This is a genomic window from Amycolatopsis sp. NBC_00348 (assembly GCF_036114655.1).
In the GTDB taxonomy this organism is placed as follows: Bacteria; Actinomycetota; Actinomycetes; order Mycobacteriales; family Pseudonocardiaceae; genus Amycolatopsis.
On the sequence record NZ_CP107994.1, the window covers coordinates 4,326,835 to 4,345,355 of the forward strand.

An 18,521-nucleotide genomic window follows, 5' to 3' on the forward strand; every position below is an offset into this window, starting at 1 on the left:
GGCCTCGCGGGGCGGCATTCCGGTGTACAGTCGTTCACTCAATCGTGTGGCGAACGGCAGGAACCGGTGACTCTCCACCCTGACTCTCCAGCCGGGCCGTTCGGCTCCGGGCTGCTCGGGCCCCTCGACCAGGACGTCCCCACGCTGCGGCGGCGCGTCCAGCTGCTGCTCACCGGGACGCTGATCGCCACCAACGTCATCGGCGCGCTGGTCGTGGTCGGCCTCGCGGCGCTGCTCATGCCCGCCCCGGGCCTGTCCGGCGACCTTGTCCGGGTGACGGCGGTCGCGGTGCCCACCTACGTCGTGTCCGCGGTGGTCGTCGGGGCGCTCTGGGGCACCCGTGGTGCCCTGCGGACGCTGCGCTGGGCCGCCGACGGACGTCGCCCGACCGACGCCGAACGCGCCGCCAGCCTGCGCGTCCCGCTGCGGCTCACGCTGATGCAGGCGGTGCTGTGGGGCGTCGCGACGGTGGTGTTCGCCGGGCTGGCCGCGCTGTTCCAGCCGCACGTCGCGCTGACCGTGTTCCTGGTGGTCGCCTTCGCGAGTGTGGTGGTCTGCGCGATCGCGTACCTCTTCGGCGAGTTCGCCCTGCGGCCGTACGCGGCCCGCGCGCTGGCGGGCACGACACCGGCGCGGCCGGTCAGCGGCGGCGTCAACCTGCGGATGCTGCTGTTCTGGTGCCTGGGCACCGGGGTGCCGGTCGCCGGGCTGGTGGTCACGGCGGTGCTGGCGTGGGTCCGCGGCGACGTCTCCACGACGAAGCTGGCTGTCTCGGTGATCGCGTTGGGGCTGGTCGTGCTGTGTTTCGGCCTGCTGGTCACGGTGTTCACCGCCCGCGCGGTGGTGAACCCGATCCGGTCGGTGCAGGACGCGCTGGCCCGGGTGCGGGCGGGCGATTTCGACGGCGAGATCCCGGTCTACGACGGCACCGAGCTGGGGCTGCTGCAGGCCGGGTTCAACGGGATGGCCGCCGGGCTGCGGGAACGCGAGCGGATGCGGGACCTGTTCGGCCGGCACGTCGGGCACGAGGTCGCGGTCGAGGCCATGCGGGCGCCCGCGGAGCTGGGCGGGACGGTGCGCACGGTGTCGGTGCTGTTCGTCGACCTGGTGGGGTCGACGGCGCTGGCCGCGAGCCGCCCGCCCGAGGAGGTCGTCGGGCTGCTCAACCGGTTCTTCGCGGTGGTGGTCGACGAGGTGGACCGCAACCACGGCCTGGTGAACAAGTTCGTCGGCGACGCGGTACTGGCGATCTTCGGCGCGCCGACGGTCTTGGCCGACCACGCGACCTGCGCCCTGGCGGCGGCCCGGGCGATCGCGGCCCGGCTGGCGACGGAGGTCCCGGACTGCCCGGCGGGCATCGGCGTGGCCACGGGCGACGCGGTGGCGGGCAACGTCGGGGACCCACGCCGTTTCGAATACACGGTGATCGGCGACCCGGTCAACGAAGCGGCACGGCTGACGGAGCTGGCGAAGAACGTCGACGGCCGCTTGCTGGCCTCGTGGACGGCGGTCGAGTCGGCGGACTCGGCGGAGTCGGACCAGTGGCAGGCAACGGAGGAAGTCACCCTGCGCGGCCGCAGCCGGCCGACAACACTGGCCACCCTGCGCACCTGACACCCGCCGCCCGCGTAAGCCACCCGAAGTCCGTGAATGCCACATTGAGAGACCTAGTGTCCCTCAATGTGGCATTCACGGACCTCCCTGCACCGGAGCCGAAAGCGCGAGCAGGCGGTCAGGCGGGTGGGCCCAGCCACGTTGTCAGGGCTTCGCGCAGGCCCTCCGGATCCGGGCCGACGGCGGCCCAGGCCATGTGGCCGTCCGGGCGGATCAGGGCCGCCAGCTTCTGGTCCGGGAACGCCAGCGGGGTCGCCGTCACCAGCTCGACCCGGCTTTCCCAGCCCGCCGCCACTTCCGCCGCGCCCGTGCCCGTGTCCAGCAGCACCGCGCGGCCGGTGCGGAAGTGCGGTGCCAGTGTCGTTCCGTCGGACAGGGGCAGGTCCGGCACGCGGTGGCCGATCAGCGGGAAGTCGCCCGGCAGGTCGTAGTGCTGCCAGCCGCCGCCGATCTTCGAGACGACGTACGTGGCGCCGTCCTGGGTGTCGAGCAGGTCCGCCAGCACTTCGCGCAGCGCGTCCGCGCGCGGGCCGCGCGGGGTGCTCAGCGCCGTCTGCGCCATGCTCCAGCGCTGCACCCACTCGCCGATCGGGTGCCGCTCGGTGGTGTAGGTGTCCAGCAACGCGTCCGGGGCCGCGCCGCGCGCGACGAGCGCGAGCTTCCAGCCGAGGTTGACCGCGTCGCCGAGGCCCAGGTTCATGCCCTGCCCGCCCGCCGGCGAGTGCACGTGGGCCGCGTCGCCGCACAGCAGCACCCGGCCGCTCCGGTACGTCTCGGCCTGGCGGGTCGTGTCGGCGTAACGGGTGGCGACGTGCAGCCGCGTGACCCGGACGTCGGTGCCGCTCACCCGCCGCAGGCTGGCCTGGATCTCCTCCGCCGTCACCGGTGCGTCGCGGTCGGGCACGACCTCGTACTCGACGGTGTGCACCCGCGGCGGGCCGGAGCCGTCGTCCCAGCCACCGACCACGTAGGACCCGTGCTCGCCCGCCTGCCAGCCGTCCGCGACGAGCTTGCCCGGGTCGTCCAGGTCCACAATGGCCTGACGGCCGGTGAACACCGGATCCAGGCCGGGGAAGTCGATCCCGGCCAGCCGCCGCACGGTGCTGCGGCCGCCGTCGGCGCCGACCAGCCAGCCGGTCCGGATCGGACGTCCGATGTGGACGGTCACACCGTCCGCATCGGACTCGAACGCGGTCAGCGAGACCCCGCGCCGCACCTCGACGCCCAGTTCCGCGGCTCGCCGCTCGAAGATCGCCTCCAGATCACCCTGCGCGATCACCCCGGCGCCGAGGAACTCCTCGCCGGGGCCGGGCGGGCGCAGCCGGTCGATGCGGATGCCGATCCCGGCGAAGTGGCCGACGAAGATGTCCGGCCGCTCCCCCGTGTCCCCGGGTTCGAACTCGGGCAGTCCGGCGCCCCCGCCGAGCCACATCGCGGCCGCGCGCTCGACCTCGGGCAGCAGGCCGCGCAGGTGCAGCGCGTGCACCGACGGCGCGTTGACCGCGCGGGCCCCCATCGACCCGAACCGCGAGCGCGGCGGCTCCGTCTCACGCTCGACGACCAGCACCCGGGCACCGCCCAGGCGCAGCTCGCAGGCCAGCAGCAGGCCGACCGGGCCCGCGCCCGCGACCACCACGTCGTAGTCCATCTTTCCCCCTTAAGAACCCGGCAACACCGTTCCCGGTATCGCCACCGTAGCGAACTGGGTACAGTGTTCGCAATATCCGAGGAGGCCTCTTGCCGGCGAACGACAGCCCGCCGCTCTGGCTGCGTCCCGAACACGGAACACGCGGGCCGAAACCGGCCCACACCCGCCGCGACGTCGCCGCCGCGGGCATCAAGATCGCCGACGCCGAGGGACTCGACGCCGTTTCGATGCGGCGGATCGCCGCCGAGCTGGGCACCGGGACCACGTCGCTCTACCGGTACGTGTCCAAAAAGGACGACATCCTGCAGCTGATGGGCGACGAGGTGACCGGCGAGCTGCGCGGCACCGTGCTGCCCGGGGGCTGGCGGGACGCCCTGCGCGTCATCGCCCGGTCGATGCGCGCCACGGCCCTGCGGCACCCGTGGTTCCCCGCACTGGCCTCGGGCCGGCCGAACCACGGCCCGAACAGCCTGTGGTGGACGGAACTGACGTTCTCGGCGTTCGACGGCCTCGACCTCGACACCGACGAGCTGCTCGCCAACCTCGGCACGCTCGCGTCGTTCGTCCTGGGCCACGTGCTGAGCGAGCTGGGCGACCAGGAGGCGGCGCGGCTCTCGGGGCTCAGCCACGAGCAGTGGATGGAGCGCGAAGGCGAGTACGGCCCGATGATCGTGAGCAGCGGGCGGTACCCGCGGTTCACCCGGGTGATGGTCGAAGCCGAGACGCCGCACGCCGCCGACCGCCGGGACCGGTGGTTCGAGGCGGGCCTGGAGCGGGTGCTCGCGGGCATCGCCGCCCACCTCCCCTGACGACGCTGACGACGCTCACACCGGCAGGACGCTCATGGGCGCCGGCGGCGGCAACGGCACCCCGGCGTGCTCGGCGCGGAACGAGTTCAGCAGGTAGGCGACGAGCCGCCGCGACGCCGTGCGCGTGGCCGCCGGGGAGTCCGTCGTCACGCCGTCGTTGGCCATGAGCACCAGCGCCAGGTCGGTGACCGCGAAGTCGGCCCGCAGCTCGCCCGCCGCCTTCGCGCGGTCGATCAGCTCGGTGACGCGGCCCAGCGCCCGTTCCGCGGCGACGTCGGCCGGGAACGCCGTCGCGACGGCGACGCTGAACCCGCGGTCGCACGCCTGCATCTCCCCCACCTTCTCGACGAGCGTGACGAACCCCCGCCACGGGTCCGGGTCGGCCAGCGCGTCGTCCACGACCGAGACGCACGTGTCGAACTGGTGCGAGAACACCTCGCCGACCAGCGCTTCCTTCGTCGGGAAGCGGCGGTACAGCGTGGCCATCCCGACGCCGGCGTGCCGGGCAACGGCGGCCATCGGCACGTCGAGGCCCCGGCGCGCGAAGAGGTCGTGGGCCACCTCGACGATGCGCTCGCGGTTGAGCCGGGCGTCCCGCCGCAGCGCCGGGTGAGAAGGGTCCGCACTCATGTTTCTCACTTTACGCCAAGCGGACAGGTCTCTCCTCTTACGCGGCTACGGTGGCGGACAAGGAAAAGGAGGTCCGATGAGGACGAACGGCCGGCTGGTCGAACGCGCGGTCGGCGGGGTCAACCGCCGGGTGCTGGCCCTGCGCTCATCACGCCGCTGGGGCGCGGCGGTGCGGCGGCACCTGACGATCGTGACGTACACGGGACGGCGCTCGGGCCGCACGTTCAGCATCCCGGTGGGCTACCGGCGCACGGGCGATGAGGTCGAGATCGGCGTCCGCATCCCGGGCCGGAAGAACTGGTGGCGCAACTTCACCGGCGAGGGCGGCCCGATCGCCGTGGAGCTGGACGGCACCGACCGCACCGGCCACGCGATCGCCCGCCAGGACGCGAAAGGCGCCGTGACGGTCACGGTGCGGCTGGAGCCGTAAGGGAATCCCGGTTGCCCGGGTGACGAGAGCGGAACTGGACCACGCACGTGATCGGCTGAGGGTCACGGTTCGGGATCGGACCCCCGCAGGGAACCCGGGTGCGCCTTCGCATCCGGGTCCCGGCGGGTCTTGAGCAGGCTGGCCACCGTGACCACGGCGAGGATGCCGAGGATCACGCCGAGGCTGAGCGGGGTGGGGATCTCCGGGAAGCCCTCGTCGATGTCGACGTGCGCCCAGTGCAGGATCAGCTTCACGCCGATGAACGCGAGGATCACCGAGAGCCCGGTCGAGAGGTACACGAGCCGGTCGAGCAGGCCCTTGACCAGGAAGTACAGCGCGCGCAGGCCCAGCAGGGCGAAGGCGTTCGCGGCGAACACGAGGTACGGCTCGTCGGTGACGCCGAAGACCGCCGGGATCGAGTCCAGGGCGAACAGCAGGTCGACGCCGCCGATCGCGACGAGCACCACCACGAGCGGGGTCACCAGCCGGCGGCCCGCGACCCTGGTCGTCAGCCGGCCGCCGTCGTAGTCGTCCGACAGCGGCAGCACCCGGCGGGCGGTGCGGACCACGACGTTGTTCTCTACGTCGGGATCCTCGTCGCGGTGGCGGAACAGCTGCACGGCGGTGTAGATCAGCAGCAGGCCGAACAGCAGGAACATGAAGGTGAACAGCGACAACAGGGTCGCCCCGACGACGATGAAGATCCCGCGCAGCACCAGGGCCAGCACGATGCCGAAGGTGAGCACCTTGTGCTGGTGCTCCTCCGGGACGGCGAACGTGGTCATGATGATGACGAACACGAACAGGTTGTCGACCGAGAGGCTCTTCTCGACGATGTAGCCGGCGAAGTACTCGGTGCCGAACTCGCCGCCGTGCGCCAGGGTCACCCACACCCCGAACACGACCGCGACGAGGATGTAGCCGACCGACCACGCGACGGCCTCGCGGAACCCGACCTTGTGCGGCCGGACCGCGGCGAGCACCAGGTCCAGCGCGAGCAGCCCGAGGATCACGGCCAGGGTGACCAGCCAGGTGCCGACCCCGATGTCCATTTCGTCCCCCGCTTCCGTTGTCACCGATAGTAGGGACATTTCCGCGTCCGCGCACGTGGAGTCCACAGTGGACGGACACCGGGGCCGCGCGATTTCCGGGTATCCTTCGCACCGGGGACGAGAGCGAAACGAGGTGCGCGGTGTCCGTGGGCGAGCGGATCCCGGAGGGTGTCGACATCAAGCTGCCCAGCGCGGCCCGGGTCTACGACTGGCTGCTCGGCGGCAGCCACAACTTCGACGCCGACCGCGTCGTCGGCGAACGGGTGATGGCGGTCCTGCCGTCGGGCCGGCAGGTGGCCGCGTCCAACCGGGCCTTCCTGCGCCGCGCCGTGCGGTACATGATCGACCGGGGTGTCACGCAGTTCCTCGACCTGGGGTCCGGCATCCCCACGGTCGGCAACGTGCACGAGGTCGCGCAGGCCCTGGACCCCGCGTGCCGGGTCGTCTACGTCGACTACGACGAGGTCGCCGTCGCCCACAGCCGGCTCATCCTCGAGGGCAACCGCGACGCCGTCGTGGTCGAGGCGGACCTGTGCCGCCCCCAGACCGTGCTGACCGACCCGGACGTGCGGGCCCTGCTGGACTTCGACCGGCCGATCGGGCTGCTCATGGTGGCGGTGTTCCACTTCGTCCCGGACGACCTGCGCCCGGCCGAGATCGTCGCCGACTACCGCGCGGCGCTGCCGCCGGGCAGCTTCGTCGCGCTGTCGCACCTGACGGCCGACCACGCGCCGCGCGAGATGGCGGCGGTCGCGGACGCGATGCGCCACAGCCGGGACCCGATGTACTTCCGCCCCTACAGCGACGTCGCGGCCCTGTTCGACGGGCTGGAGCTGGTCGAGCCGGGCGTGGTGAGCGCCCCGCTCTGGCACCCCGAACCGGGCATCCGCGACGCCGAACCGGACGACGTCTACGCAGGCGTGGGCCGCAAGCCCTAGCGCGCCCGCTCGGCGTCGGTCACTTCCCCGACCTCGTCGGCGTCCATCGCCTTCGTGTCGCGCGGCGGCAGGAACGGCTCGTCCTCGCTCTCCTGGCCGCCTTCGATACCGCGGCCGCGGGCGAGCTCGGCGTCCAGCTCGGCGCCGAGCAGCACCGCGAGGTTGGAGATCCACAACCACACCAGGAACACGATGATCCCGGCCAGCGAGCCGTAGGTCTTGTTGTAGGAACCGAAGTTCGCGACGTACAACGCGAACCCGGCCGACGCCGCCACCCACAGCACGACCGCCAGCAGCCCGCCCGGGGTCAGCCACTTGAAGCCCGGCTGCCGCACGTTGGGGCCCGCCCAGTAGAGCAGCGCGAACGTGAGGCTGATCAGGACCGCGATCACCGGCCACTTCGCGATCTCCCACACCTGCACGCCGGTCGGGCCGAGCCCGACGAGGTCGCCGAGCCGCCGCGCGATCGTGCCCGTCGCCACGACGCCCAGCGCGCACGCGGCCAGCAGCGCCACGATGCCGATCGTCAACCCGAGCCGCAGCGGCAGGACCTTCCACAGTGGACGGCCTTCCGGCATGCCGTAGATCGCGTTGCCCGCCCGCATGAACGCGCCGACGTACCCGGACGCCGACCACAGCGCGCCGAGCAGCCCGAGCACCGCCACCGGGCCGGCGAGGCTGCGCGAACCGGACAGCTCCTTGATCGCGCCGACGAGGATTTCCCGCCCCTGACCGGGAACGACCTGGTTGATGTTGTCGATCACGGTCTGCGTCGGGCCGGGGCCGAGCAGGCCCAGCAACGCCGTCAGGACCACCAGGCCGGGGAAGATCGAGAGCACGCCGTAGTAGGTGAGCGCGGCCGCCCAATCGGTGAGGTTGTCCCGGCCGAACTGCCGGACGGTGCGCTTGAGCACTTCCCACCACGAACGCCGCGACAACTCCGTCGGGCCGTCCGGTTGCTTTTGTCGTCCCTTGCGCACCGGCACCATCTCCTGCTTCGTCGCCGCGGGGCATACCCGATCGGGGCGAGGAGAAACCCGGTCGAGTGACTCAGCCGTCCTTGCGGGCGTCGTAGGCCTCGTTCGCCGCCATCACGTCCGGCATCTGGCCTTCGACGTCGTGGATCAGGTTCACCAGCAGGTCCGCGGTGCGCCGGCCGCGCGGGGTGAGGCTGTACTCGACCTTCGGCGGGATGGTCGGCTGGGCTTCGCGCAGCACGAAGCCGTCACGCTCCAGGGCCTGCAGGGTCTGGGCCAGCATCTTCTCGCTGACGCCGGTGACGCGGCGGCGCAGCGCGTTGAACCGGAAGGTGCCGTCGTAGAGCGCGGCCATCGCGAGGATCCCCCAGCGCCCGGTGATGTGCTCGAGCGTGGACCGGGACGTGCACGCCTGCGCGAACACGTCGAACACCACCTGCCCGTGCTCGTCCACCCACTCCGGCGCTTCCGTCATGCCCCCCACGGTACCGGGCAGACAGCACAATCCCCAGTGACGGTACTCACCATTGGTTTGCACTTCCTGAAAGTTAGTACACTCTCAAGGTAAGCAACCCGACCTGAGGAGTTACGCATGATCGTGGTCACCGGCGCCACCGGACATCTCGGCCGCCTGGTCGTGGACGGCCTGCTCGAGAAGACCTCGCCCGATCAGGTCGTCGCCGCCGTGCGCGACCCGCGGAAGGCCGACGACCTCGCCGCCCGCGGCGTGCAGGTCCGCGAGGCCGACTACGACCGGCCCGAGACCCTCGCGGCGGCCTTCGCGGGTGCGGAGAAGGTCCTGCTGATCTCCAGCAGCACGCCCGGCCAGCGGCTCGCGCAGCACCAGGCCGTCATCGACGCCGCCCGCGAGGCCGGCGTGCGCCACCTCGTCTACACGAGCGTCCTGTACGCCGACACGACGAAGATCTTCGTCGCGCCCGACCACAAGGCGACCGAGCGGCTGATCCAGGAGGCGGGCATCCCGTTCACCGTCCTGCGCAACGGCTGGTACACCGAGAACTACGCGGCGACGGTGCAGCAGGCCCTGTCCACCGGCTCGTTCGCGGGCAGCGCGGGCGACGGCCGTCTCGGCGCCGTCCCTCGGCTCGACTTCGCGCAGGCGGCGGTCGCCGTCCTGACCGGAGACGGCCACGCCGGAAAGACGTACGAGCTGGCGGGCGACGACGCGTGGAGCTACGCCGACTTCGCCGCGGCGATCACCGAGGCGTCCGGGACTTCCGTGACGTACCAGGACGTCCCGCCGGCGGAGCACCGGAAGCTCCTCGTCGCGGCGGGCCTGCCCGACCCGGTGGCCGACATGCTGACCGACGCCGACCGCGGCATCCGCGAAGGCGAACTGAACACCACGAGCGGCGACCTGAGCACGCTGATCGGCCGCCCGACGACGCCGTTGGCCGACGCGGTCGCGGCCCTCGTCAAGGGCTGAGCCCCCGGACGGCGGTCCACCGGCGGCCAAAACCCTTTACTGCGAAAGGGAACCAGTACCACAGGGCCGTCGTGACCACGCCGCCCGCCGACGCGATCACAACCCTCGTCAGAAGGTCGGCGAAGCGGCTCGTCAGTCCGTCGAACCGGCGGCGACGAGCCGCCTGGTCGTGAGCCTCCGGTCCACCAAGGCCGCGAGCACGGCCAGGCCGGTGATCGCCGCCACTCCCAGCAACAACGCTCGGCCGCCTAGGCCGCTTGCCGTGCCGGCGAGGGCGGCGCCCACCGCCGCCATCGCGACCTTCAGCCCGGCGCTCGTCACGAACACCTGGGCCTGCGCGCCCTCCGGGGCGTAGGTGCTGCGGGAGGCCAGTGTCGCCGTGAAGGACGTCGCGTTCGCCACGCCCAGCACGGTGAACCCCGCGACCGCGAGGCCGTACCCCGGGGCCAGCGCGCACACCGCCGTCGCCACGGCCATCGCGGCGAACAGCCGGACCGCCTGCACCTCGGGTTCGCCGCGCAGCGGCCACACCGTCACCAGCGCCGAGCCCAAGAGGCTGCCCGCGCCGTAGGCCACGGTCAGCGCGGCGCCCGCCGTGGCCGTGCCGTGCAGGTCACGGCCGAACGCGACGGCGACCACCGGCAGCGCGCCCAGCTCGACCGCGCCCAGCAGCGTCAGCACCGTGACGCGGCGCAGCGGCGGGCGCGTCACCAGGATCCCGAGCCCGGCGCGCAGGCCCAGGGCTTCGCGGGGCGTCCGCCCGGTGCCGAGCGGCAACGTCAGTGCCAGGCCGGCGGCGACCAAGGCCGCGGTCGCGAGCCCGAGCAGCGCGTCGACCGGACCGGTCACGCCGGCGAGCCCGGCCGTCGCCGCCGGGCCCAGGGTGCCGCCGATCCCGTAGGACAACGCGTCCCAGCCCTGCCGGCGCCGGTTCGGGCCGAGGTCGTCGAGCACGCTGCTCAGCCCGCCGGTCAGCAGCGGCCCGCAGCACCCGGCGACGGCCACCAGCAGCACCGTCACGACCAGCGACGTCCGGCCGAGCGCCAGCGCGCCGGCGGCCAGGGCCAGGCCGTAGACCAGGTAGGACGCCGCCAGCAGCCGCCGGGGTTCGCGGGTCCGGTCCAGCCTGGCCGCCAGCCACGGCCCGAGCAGGTGCGGCGCGTTGAGCGCGGCGACGAGCAGCCCGCCCACCGCCGCCGGCTGGTGCTGGTCGGCGGCGAGCAGGACCAGCCCGACCGTGGCGCCGCTGTCGGCCCCGCGGACCAGCACCGCCGCCGTCAGGTAACGCGCCAAGCCGGACATCACACCCCCGTCACCCCTTTGACTGGTGACGCCACCTTGTCAGAGGGGCGCGTCACCGGTCAATATGGTGACGTGTTCACCTTCCTCAGCGGCCGGCCCAGCCTGGACCTGACGACGACCCTGCAGGTCCGTCACCACGAGCACCCCCGCGAGCTGCTTGCGGTCCCGGAGGACGTCACGCGCTGGCTGGCCGAGGCGGGCTACTCCCCCGCCGCCGTCGACGACGCCGGGCTGCGCCGGACCGTCGACCTCCGCGAGGTCGTCAACCGCTTGTGCCGCACCGCGAACCGGGCCGATGACCGCGCCCGGCTCAACGACTTCGCGGCCGGGCCGCCTTTGGTATCGCAGTGGACCGGTACGGCGGTCGAGTACCGCGGCGACCTGGACCAGGCGTTGTCCACGCTCGCCCGCGACGCCATCGACCTGCTCGCCGGCCCGCACGCCGACCGGATCCGGGAGTGCGCGCACCCCGACTGCAGCCGCCTGTTCCTCGACGCGTCCCACGCGGGACGTCGCCGCTGGTGCGGCATGACAACCTGCGGCACCAAGACGAAGTCGGCGAACTACCGGCGTCGCAAGAACGCGGAAGTCACCTGATGCGCAGCTTGCGCATCAGCTTCAGCCCGGAAAGCATGCTCTTGACGTACTTCTCGTGATCCTGGCCCGGCTTCGGCCCCATGACCTGCTTCTTGAGCACGGCCAGGTTCTGCACGTCGGTGTACTTGAGCAGGCCCTGATCGCCGTGGCGGGCGCCGACGCCGGAGTTCTTCACCCCGCCGGACGGCGTTCCCTTGGCGGCGAACGCGGTGGCGAGGATGTCGTTGATGTTGACGTTGCCCGATTCCAGGCGCGCGGCGACGGCCCGGGCGGCGTCGAGGTCACCGCCCCAGACCGAGGCGTTGAGGCCGTAGTCGGTGTCGTTCGCGAGCGCTACGGCCTCGTCGACGGTGCCGTACTTGTGCAGTGCCACAACGGGTCCGAAGGTTTCGGTGACGCCGCAGAGCATGTCCTTCGTGACGCCTTCGAGGATCGTCGGCTCGAAGAACGCCGGGCCGAGGTCGGGCCGCGGTTTGCCGCCGCAGAGCACCGTGGCGCCCTTCGCGACGGCGTCGTCGACGTGCTCCTTGACGCGGCGCATGTGGTCGACGGACACCAGCGAGCCCATGTCGGGGCCGAAGTCGTAGGCCGCGCGGACGTCGAGGGCCTGCGTCTTGGCCACGAACGCCTTGGTGAACTCGGCGTAGCGGGACTCCGGCAGGTAGATCCGCTCGATGTGCATGCAGATCTGGCCGGTGTTGCCGAACGCGCCGAAGATCGCGCCCTGCGCGGCTTCCTCGAGGTCGGCGTCGTCGAGCACGATCATCGGGTTCTTGCCGCCGAGCTCGAGGCAGCAGCCGATGAGGTTGCGCCCGGCCCGCTCGCCGATCACCCGGCCGGTGGCCGTCGAGCCGGTGAACATCACGTAGTCGGCGTGGTCGATGAGCGTCGGGCCGACGTCCGGGCCCTCGCCGCACACCACCTGGAACAGCCCCTTCGGCAGGCCGGCTTCCTCCAGCAGCTGGATGCCGTAAAGGGGCGAGAGGGCCGTCTTGTTGTCGGGCTTCAGCACGACGGCGTTGCCGGCCATCAACGCCGGCACGGCGTCGGAAATGCCGGTGGCGAACGGGAAGTTCCACGGCGCGATGATGCCGACGACACCCTTGGGCTGGCGGATCTCGGTCGACGTCGTCAGCAGCGGCACCGGCCCGCCGCGCTTGGTCGGCGCCAGCAGCTTGGCGGCCCGCCGGAGGTAGTGGCTCATCACCATCGCCGGGTCGCAGGTCTCCTCGATCGCCATCCGGCGGTTCTTGCCGCTCTCGGCCTGGATGAGGTCGGTGACGATCCGCGCCTGGTCGACGAAGAGCGTGTGCGCCCGCTTGAACACCGCGAGCCGCTGCTTGAGCGGGGTGGCCGCCCACTTGCGCTGCGCCTCGCGCGCGACGGTGAACGCCCGCTCGATGTCGGCCGGCGCCGACTGCGGCAGCTCGACGAGCGTGTCGCCGGTGTAGACCTCGGTCAGCTTCCAGGTCGCGCCGGAGGTGCCCGGCACGCGGGCCACGAGCCCCTTCAGGAACGCGTCCGTCGCCGACGCCGGCCGGGTGATCCCGAGCGGGGTGAGGGTCATGGTCGCACTTCCCGTCAGTTGCCGGAGAGGACGAGGTGCGCGCCCATCTCGCCGATCATGATGCTGGGGGCGTTCGTGTTGCCGCCGGTGATCGACGGCATGATCGAGGCGTCGCAGACCCGCAGCGCCTCGACGCCGCGGACCTTGAGGTCGGGGCCGACGACCGCGAGCTCGTCGACGCCCATCCGGCAGGTGCCGACGCCGTGGTAGACCGACGTCGCGCGGTTGAGGATGGCGTCGCGCAGGGCCTGGCCCTTCAGCGCCGGGCCCGGGTGGATCTCTTCCTTGACCGCGCCGTTGAACGCCTTCGACGCGAAGATCTCGCGCGCCAGCTCCGAACCCTCGCCCAGCACCTCGAGGTCGGCCGGGTCGGCGAGGTACTGGGGGTCGATCAGCGGAGCAGCGGTGGGATCCGCCGACGCCAGCCGCAGCGTGCCGCGGCTCTTCGGGTAGATCAGCGTCGTCAGCACGGTGAGCGCGGTGCGCTTGTCGACGTCGTGCCGGATCGGCGCGTCCTGGTTGGGCGAGACGTACGCCCACGGCAGCAGGTGCAGCTGGAGGTCGGGGACGGCGTCGGCCTGGGACGTCTTGAGGAACGCCACCGCCTCGAACACGGAGTTCGCCAGGAACGTCGTTCCGGGCCGGAGCAGCTCCTTGACCAGGCCGCGCGCGAAGTACGCCGGCGTGCCGGAGTTGCGGCTCGACGTCACGTGGAAGGTCAGTGCGTGGAACATGTGGTCGTGCAGGTTGTCGCCGACCGGCAGGTCCGCGACGACGTCGATGCCGTGCTCCCGGAGGTGCTCGGCGTGGCCGACGCCGGAGAGCATGAGCAGCTGCGCGGACCCGACGAACCCGGCGGAGAGGATGACCTCCTTGCCGGCGCGGATCGTGCGCTGGGTGCCGTCGGCGTCGACGACCTCGACGCCGGCAGCGCGGCCGTTCTCGATGACGACCTTCTTGGCCAGCACGCCGGACTGCAGCTGCAGGGTCGGGGCCGCGAGGTGGTGGAGGTAACCGCGCGAGGCGCTGTAGCGCAGGCCGTCGGCGGCGTTCTGCTGCATCCGGCTGACGCCTTCCTGCGACTCGCCGTTGTAGTCGTCGAGGATCTTGCAGCCGACGGTGTCGGCGGTGGCCTGGATGAACTGCAGGGCGCCCTCTTCGGGGCTCTTGTTGCGGGTGACCCGGATCGGCCCGCCCGCGCCCCGGAACGCGTTCTCGCCGTCCTCGAAATCTTCCATCCGCTTGTACGCGGCGTTGACGCTGTCGGCGTCCCAGCCGGTGTTGCCCTCGGCGGCCCAGGAGTCGAAGTTGGCGCGGTTGCCGCGGACGTAGACCATGCCGTTGATGGAGCTGGAGCCGCCGACGACCTTGCCCCGCGGCACCGGCATCCGGCGGTCGAGGGCGTGCTTCTGCGGCACGGAGTAGTAGCCCCAGTCGAAGGGTTTCTTGAGCTGGGGCACGGCATGCATGGGTCCGACGAGGCCCGGTTTCTTGAGCAGCAGCTTCTCGTCGGTCTTGCCGGCTTCGAGCACGATCACGCTCGCGCCCGACGCCGCGAGCCGCCCCGCGATCGCGGCCCCCGAACTCCCCGACCCGACGACCACGTAGTCGGCTTCGTCGCCGCGCGGCGCCTTGTTCGCCATGTCCGCTCCTCGGTCCGGCCCGCCACCCAGAAACTATAACCTGTTCTAGTTCTGGCGTCACCGTATAGCGTTCGCCCACGACGCGCAATGTCCCGCCGGGCCCCTGGCGGGCGCGGTCGGCCGGACCGCGGCTTGCGCACGTCCACGACGAGGGCGTCCACCACGCCGTGCGGTTGATCCATTCCGCCTCGCGGACCGGAGCCGGCGCGCTAACTTCCCTTCATGGTGCGCTCTCTGCTCTGCCTGGCCCTGCTCGCCGGAGCCACGTCGCTGGCCGGCTGTTCGTCCAGGTCGCCGTGGACGCGGTCCGCCAGGCCGCTTCCGGCGGCAAGCCCGCGACCTTGCCCCGTCGGCTTCGACGTACCCGGCGCCCTGCGGACCGCCGGGGTCGACCGCCCGGTCACGCCGGACGCCGTCGACGTCGAGGTGTCCAGAACCAGCACGCCCGCGGCCGACCCGATCGCCGCGCAGCAGAACGGGATGTCCGCGCTCGACGCGGCCGCCGGCGCGTACCTCGAGTGCGGCTACCAGGTCGGAGGAAAGGCGCTCACGGTCCGGCTGGTCGCCACCCGGGCCAAGGGCGCGATGGCGTTGCTCGCCCCGCAGCTCCAGCGGGACGCGCGCCTGGCGGTCGACGACCTGCGGGCCTTCCTGGACACCAAACCCGGCCCCGGTGAGGTCAAGGTCGTCGGGGGTTCGGTGGCCGTCGGCGGGCTGGCCGCCACCGGCGGGGACGCGGCCCTGATGGTGTCCTCCGAAGCGCCCGAAGTGCGTGACGACGCCTTGCACACCGTCGCCGACGCACTCCTCGGCCAGGTCAGGTTCTGACTTCCCCGGTGTGGTCCCGGCTGTCGTAGCGCCAGAACGGCCGCACGCACAGCGCCCCGGCGATGACCACGACGACGCAGAGCAGCGCCGCCCCCGACCAGGCGATCGTCAACGTCGTCGCGGCGGCCATCGCGCCCGCCCGTACGTCGCCCAGACGCGGGCCGCCCGAGACCACCACCGTGTAGACGCCCTGCAGCCGGCCGCGCATCCGGTCCGGCACGTAGGTCTGCAGGATCGTCTGCCGGTAGACGACGCTGACCAGGTCGGCCGCCCCGGCGAGGACCAGCAGCGCGACGGCGGCCCAGAGGCTCTGGACGAACCCCGCGGCGGCGACGGCGGCCGCCCAGCAGGCGACGGCGCACGTCAGCGCGACGCCCTGCCGGCGCACCCGGCCGATCCACCCGCTCAGCGACCCGGCCAGGATCGAGCCGACGGCGATCGCCGAGTACAGCGGGCCCACGCCGCCGTGGAACTGGGTGGCGGCGGCCTGCGGGAACAGCGCCTCCGGCATCGCCAGCGCCATCGCGGCGATGTCGACGGCGAACGACATCAGCAGGACCGGGTTCCCGCCGAGGAACCGCAGGCCTTCGAGCACCGACCGCAGGCCGGGACGCCCGGCCGGGGCCGCCGACGGGAAGGACGGCAACCGGACCGCCGCGTACAGCGCCGCCGCGAACAACACGGCGTCGGCACCGTAAGCCCAGCCGAAGCCGCCCGGCAGTCCGATGAGGACACCCGCGACGAGCGGGCCCACCACCTGACCGACGCTGCCGGCCGTGTAGTTCAGGGCGTTGGCCGCGGGGATGTACTCGGCGGGCACCAGCAGCGGCACCATCGCGCTGCGGACGGACGCGGAGACGGCGAACCCGCCCGACTGCACGGCGACCAGCGCGAGGATCAGCGCCGGCGACCGCACCTCCAGGACGCTCTGGGCCAGCAGCGCGAGCGTCACGACCCACGTGACGAGCGACGTCAGCAGGTACAGCTTCCGCCGGTCGACGGCGTCGGCGACCGCGCCGCCGTAGAGGCCGAACACGACGATCGGGACGAAGCCGACCAGGCCGCCGAGCCCGACGACCAGCGACGACCGCGTCAGCGCGTACAGCTGCACCGGGACGGCGACCGCGGTGACGGTCATGCCGATGACGGCGGTGCTCTGCCCGAGGAAGGTCCGCCGGAACGCGGGCACGGCCAGCGGCCGGGTGTCCGCGACGACGCGGCGCAGGCGGTCCCGGAACCGGGGCGGCACGACAGGGGTCATCCCTCCACGATGGTCGGCCACGACCCGGCAGACTTCCGATAAACTGCCGCCTCGTGTCGCAAACCCGCCATCGGCACCACCCGGGTGAGGTCATCACCCGGCACCGGCACGAGGAGCACCAGCTCATCTACGTGAGCAGCGGGGTCCTCGCCGTCCACACCGACCACGGGACGTGGGCCGCCGGCGCTCACCGCGCCGCCTGGATTCCCGCCCGCACCTGGCACGAGCACCGCGTCCACGGGCACGCCGAGGTCCACACCCTCGCCTTCGCGACGCAGGAAGCGCTGCTGCCCGGCGACTCGCCCACGGTCATCGCCGTTTCCGGGCTGCTGCGCGAACTGCTGATCGCGGCCACCGAGCCCGGCCTGGCGCCGGGCGAGGCCCGCCGGCTGCGGGCCGTGATCCACGACCGCGTCCGCCGCGCCCACGTCGCCCCGCTGACGCTCCCCCGCGCCCGCGACCCCCGGCTGGCCCACGCCTGCCGGCTGGTGACCGACGACCTCGGGAGCCCGCGGACCATCACCTGGCTCGCCCGTCAGGTCGGCGCCAGCGACCGTCACCTCGCGCGGCTCTTCCGCGGCGAGTTCGGCACGACGTACCCCCAGTGGCGCACCACCACCCGGGTCTTCCAGGCGATGCTCGAGCTCACCGCGGGAAGCACCGTCACGGAGACCGCGCACCGCTGCGGCTGGGCCACCACCAGCGCCTTCGTCGACACCTTCACCCGGACGATGGGCCAGACCCCCGGCACCTACCGCGCCGCGGCCGCCGGCGGTTAGCGGCTACTTGGTGCCGTACGCGCCCGCGTCGAGGTCCTCGACGAGGGTCGGCCCGGTGGGCGTCCAGCCGAGCAGCTCACGCGTCTGCGTGCTGGTCGCGGCGAGGTCCATGGCGAAGAAGCCGCCGATCCAGCCGTAGTGGTCCTGGACGTCGTCGGCCGCGATGGAGGCGACGGGCAGGTCGTACGCGCGGCCGATGGCCTCCGCGATCTCGCGCGTCGGCACGCCTTCCTCGGCGACGGCGTGCAGGCGGCTGCCCGCGGGCGCCTTCTCCAGGCCGAGGACGGCCATCCGGGCGGCGTCGGTCACGTGCACGGCGGCCCAGCGGTTGGTCCCGTCGCCGGGATAACCGGAAACGCCCTTCTCGCGGGCGATCGCGGTGAGGACCGCGATGAACCCGTGGTCGGCGGTGCCGTGGACGGTCGGCGAGAACCGCAGGCTCACCGGGTGCACGCCGCGGCCGGCGAACTCGAGCGCGAGGTTCTCACTGCCGCCGCGCGGGCTTTCCAGGCCGTGGAACGGGGACGCGTCGGCCTCGGTGGCGGGCCGGCCCTGGGTGAGCGCGGCGATCCCCGACGCCAGCAGGAACGGGCGGCCGGTGCCGGTGAGCGCGTCGCCGATGGTCTGGACGGCGCCCCGTTCGGCCGCGCTCGACACGGCCGGGTTCGCGAAGTCGTGCTTGTTGGCCAGGTGGATGACGGCTTCGGCCGCCTCGGCGCCGGCCCGGATGCCGTCGAGGTCGTCGAGGTCGCCGCGGCGGACCCGGACGCCCTTGGCTTCGAGGGCCGCGGCGGAGGCGTCGGACCGGGCGAGCCCGGTGACCTCGTGGCCGGTGGCGAGCAGTTCGTCGACGACGGCGGAGCCGATCCAGCCGGAGGCTCCGGTGACGAAAACGCGCATGAGGTGTAACTCCCTCTGTGGTCAAACTCGATGTCAGCGACTGACGTCGGTGACTGACATCAACGTACTCCCGAAGTCAGTCGCTGTCATCACCTAGAC

18 protein-coding genes are annotated in these 18,521 nt (G+C 72.4%); 8 read left to right on the forward strand and 10 right to left on the reverse strand.

Annotated elements, in window-relative coordinates:
* Positions 1–66 precede the first annotated feature (66 nt).
* Entirely contained in the window at positions 67–1,614 is a 1,548-nt protein-coding gene (locus OHS58_RS18735) for an adenylate/guanylate cyclase domain-containing protein (RefSeq protein WP_328649214.1), read from the forward strand.
* Positions 1,615–1,732: 118 nt separating this feature from the next.
* Here the strand turns inward: OHS58_RS18735 and OHS58_RS18740 are convergent, their stop codons facing one another.
* Positions 1,733–3,262, reverse strand: coding sequence for an FAD-dependent monooxygenase (locus OHS58_RS18740; RefSeq protein WP_328649215.1), 1,530 nt, complete (start codon positions 3,260–3,262; stop codon positions 1,733–1,735).
* Between the two features lie 89 nt (positions 3,263–3,351).
* On the opposite strand from OHS58_RS18740, the gene OHS58_RS18745 reads away from it, so the two are divergent.
* Positions 3,352–4,071, forward strand: a complete 720-nt coding sequence (locus tag OHS58_RS18745; RefSeq protein WP_328649216.1) for a TetR/AcrR family transcriptional regulator — start codon at positions 3,352–3,354, stop codon at positions 4,069–4,071.
* Between the two features lie 15 nt (positions 4,072–4,086).
* Here OHS58_RS18745 and OHS58_RS18750 read toward each other — a convergent pair whose 3' ends face one another.
* The gene (locus OHS58_RS18750) at positions 4,087–4,701 is read right to left on the reverse strand and encodes a TetR/AcrR family transcriptional regulator (RefSeq protein ID WP_328649217.1); all 615 of its coding nucleotides are present in this window, start codon (positions 4,699–4,701) and stop codon (positions 4,087–4,089) included.
* Positions 4,702–4,777: 76 nt separating this feature from the next.
* Here OHS58_RS18750 and OHS58_RS18755 point away from each other — a divergent pair, with 76 nt between their 5' ends.
* Entirely contained in the window at positions 4,778–5,131 is a 354-nt protein-coding gene (locus OHS58_RS18755; RefSeq protein ID WP_328649218.1) for a hypothetical protein, read from the forward strand.
* Positions 5,132–5,193: 62 nt separating this feature from the next.
* Here the strand turns inward: OHS58_RS18755 and OHS58_RS18760 are convergent, their stop codons facing one another.
* Positions 5,194–6,183 (reverse strand): TerC/Alx family metal homeostasis membrane protein, encoded by a 990-nt coding sequence (locus tag OHS58_RS18760; RefSeq protein WP_328649219.1) that lies wholly within the window; start codon positions 6,181–6,183, stop codon positions 5,194–5,196.
* A 146-nt stretch (positions 6,184–6,329) separates the two neighbouring features.
* Between OHS58_RS18760 and OHS58_RS18765 the strand changes: the two genes are divergently transcribed.
* Positions 6,330–7,121, forward strand: a complete 792-nt coding sequence (locus OHS58_RS18765) for an SAM-dependent methyltransferase (protein WP_328649220.1) — start codon at positions 6,330–6,332, stop codon at positions 7,119–7,121.
* On the opposite strand, the gene OHS58_RS18770 is transcribed toward OHS58_RS18765, so the two are convergent.
* Both OHS58_RS18770 and OHS58_RS18775 read right to left on the reverse strand, forming a co-directional pair.
* A complete protein-coding gene (locus OHS58_RS18770; protein WP_328649221.1) occupies positions 7,118–8,110 on the reverse strand; it encodes a YihY/virulence factor BrkB family protein in 993 nt (330 codons plus the stop codon). The two genes, OHS58_RS18765 and OHS58_RS18770, sit on opposite strands and share 4 nt — an antisense overlap.
* A 61-nt stretch (positions 8,111–8,171) precedes the next feature.
* Positions 8,172–8,573: a winged helix-turn-helix transcriptional regulator gene (locus tag OHS58_RS18775; protein WP_326948517.1), complete on the reverse strand. Its 402-nt coding sequence runs from the start codon at positions 8,571–8,573 to the stop codon at positions 8,172–8,174.
* Between the two features lie 117 nt (positions 8,574–8,690).
* Between OHS58_RS18775 and OHS58_RS18780 the strand changes: the two genes are divergently transcribed.
* A complete protein-coding gene (locus tag OHS58_RS18780; RefSeq protein WP_328649222.1) occupies positions 8,691–9,545 on the forward strand; it encodes an SDR family oxidoreductase in 855 nt (284 codons plus the stop codon).
* Between the two features lie 132 nt (positions 9,546–9,677).
* Here OHS58_RS18780 and OHS58_RS18785 read toward each other — a convergent pair whose 3' ends face one another.
* Positions 9,678–10,847: an MFS transporter gene (locus OHS58_RS18785; RefSeq protein WP_328649223.1), complete on the reverse strand. Its 1,170-nt coding sequence runs from the start codon at positions 10,845–10,847 to the stop codon at positions 9,678–9,680.
* Between the two features lie 72 nt (positions 10,848–10,919).
* On the opposite strand from OHS58_RS18785, the gene OHS58_RS18790 reads away from it, so the two are divergent.
* Entirely contained in the window at positions 10,920–11,444 is a 525-nt protein-coding gene (locus OHS58_RS18790) for a CGNR zinc finger domain-containing protein (protein WP_328649224.1), read from the forward strand.
* Here OHS58_RS18790 and OHS58_RS18795 read toward each other — a convergent pair.
* Both OHS58_RS18795 and OHS58_RS18800 read right to left on the reverse strand, forming a co-directional pair.
* The gene (locus OHS58_RS18795; RefSeq protein ID WP_328649225.1) at positions 11,437–13,011 is read right to left on the reverse strand and encodes a succinic semialdehyde dehydrogenase; all 1,575 of its coding nucleotides are present in this window, start codon (positions 13,009–13,011) and stop codon (positions 11,437–11,439) included. The genes OHS58_RS18790 and OHS58_RS18795 overlap by 8 nt on opposite strands.
* A 14-nt stretch (positions 13,012–13,025) precedes the next feature.
* Positions 13,026–14,654 (reverse strand): GMC family oxidoreductase, encoded by a 1,629-nt coding sequence (locus tag OHS58_RS18800; protein WP_326948512.1) that lies wholly within the window; start codon positions 14,652–14,654, stop codon positions 13,026–13,028.
* A gap of 222 nt (positions 14,655–14,876) precedes the next feature.
* On the opposite strand from OHS58_RS18800, the gene OHS58_RS18805 reads away from it, so the two are divergent.
* Positions 14,877–15,482 carry a hypothetical protein gene (locus OHS58_RS18805; protein WP_328649226.1) on the forward strand — a complete coding sequence of 202 codons (606 nt, stop codon included), beginning with the start codon at positions 14,877–14,879 and terminating at the stop codon, positions 15,480–15,482.
* Here OHS58_RS18805 and OHS58_RS18810 read toward each other — a convergent pair.
* Positions 15,472–16,743: an MFS transporter gene (locus OHS58_RS18810; protein ID WP_328649227.1), complete on the reverse strand. Its 1,272-nt coding sequence runs from the start codon at positions 16,741–16,743 to the stop codon at positions 15,472–15,474. The genes OHS58_RS18805 and OHS58_RS18810 overlap by 11 nt on opposite strands.
* Positions 16,744–16,796: 53 nt before the next feature.
* Here OHS58_RS18810 and OHS58_RS18815 point away from each other — a divergent pair, with 53 nt between their 5' ends.
* Entirely contained in the window at positions 16,797–17,522 is a 726-nt protein-coding gene (locus tag OHS58_RS18815) for an AraC family transcriptional regulator (RefSeq protein WP_326948509.1), read from the forward strand.
* 3 nt (positions 17,523–17,525) lie between these two features.
* On the opposite strand, the gene OHS58_RS18820 is transcribed toward OHS58_RS18815, so the two are convergent.
* Positions 17,526–18,422 carry an SDR family oxidoreductase gene (locus OHS58_RS18820; protein WP_328649228.1) on the reverse strand — a complete coding sequence of 299 codons (897 nt, stop codon included), beginning with the start codon at positions 18,420–18,422 and terminating at the stop codon, positions 17,526–17,528.
* Between the last annotated feature and the right edge of the window lie 99 nt (positions 18,423–18,521).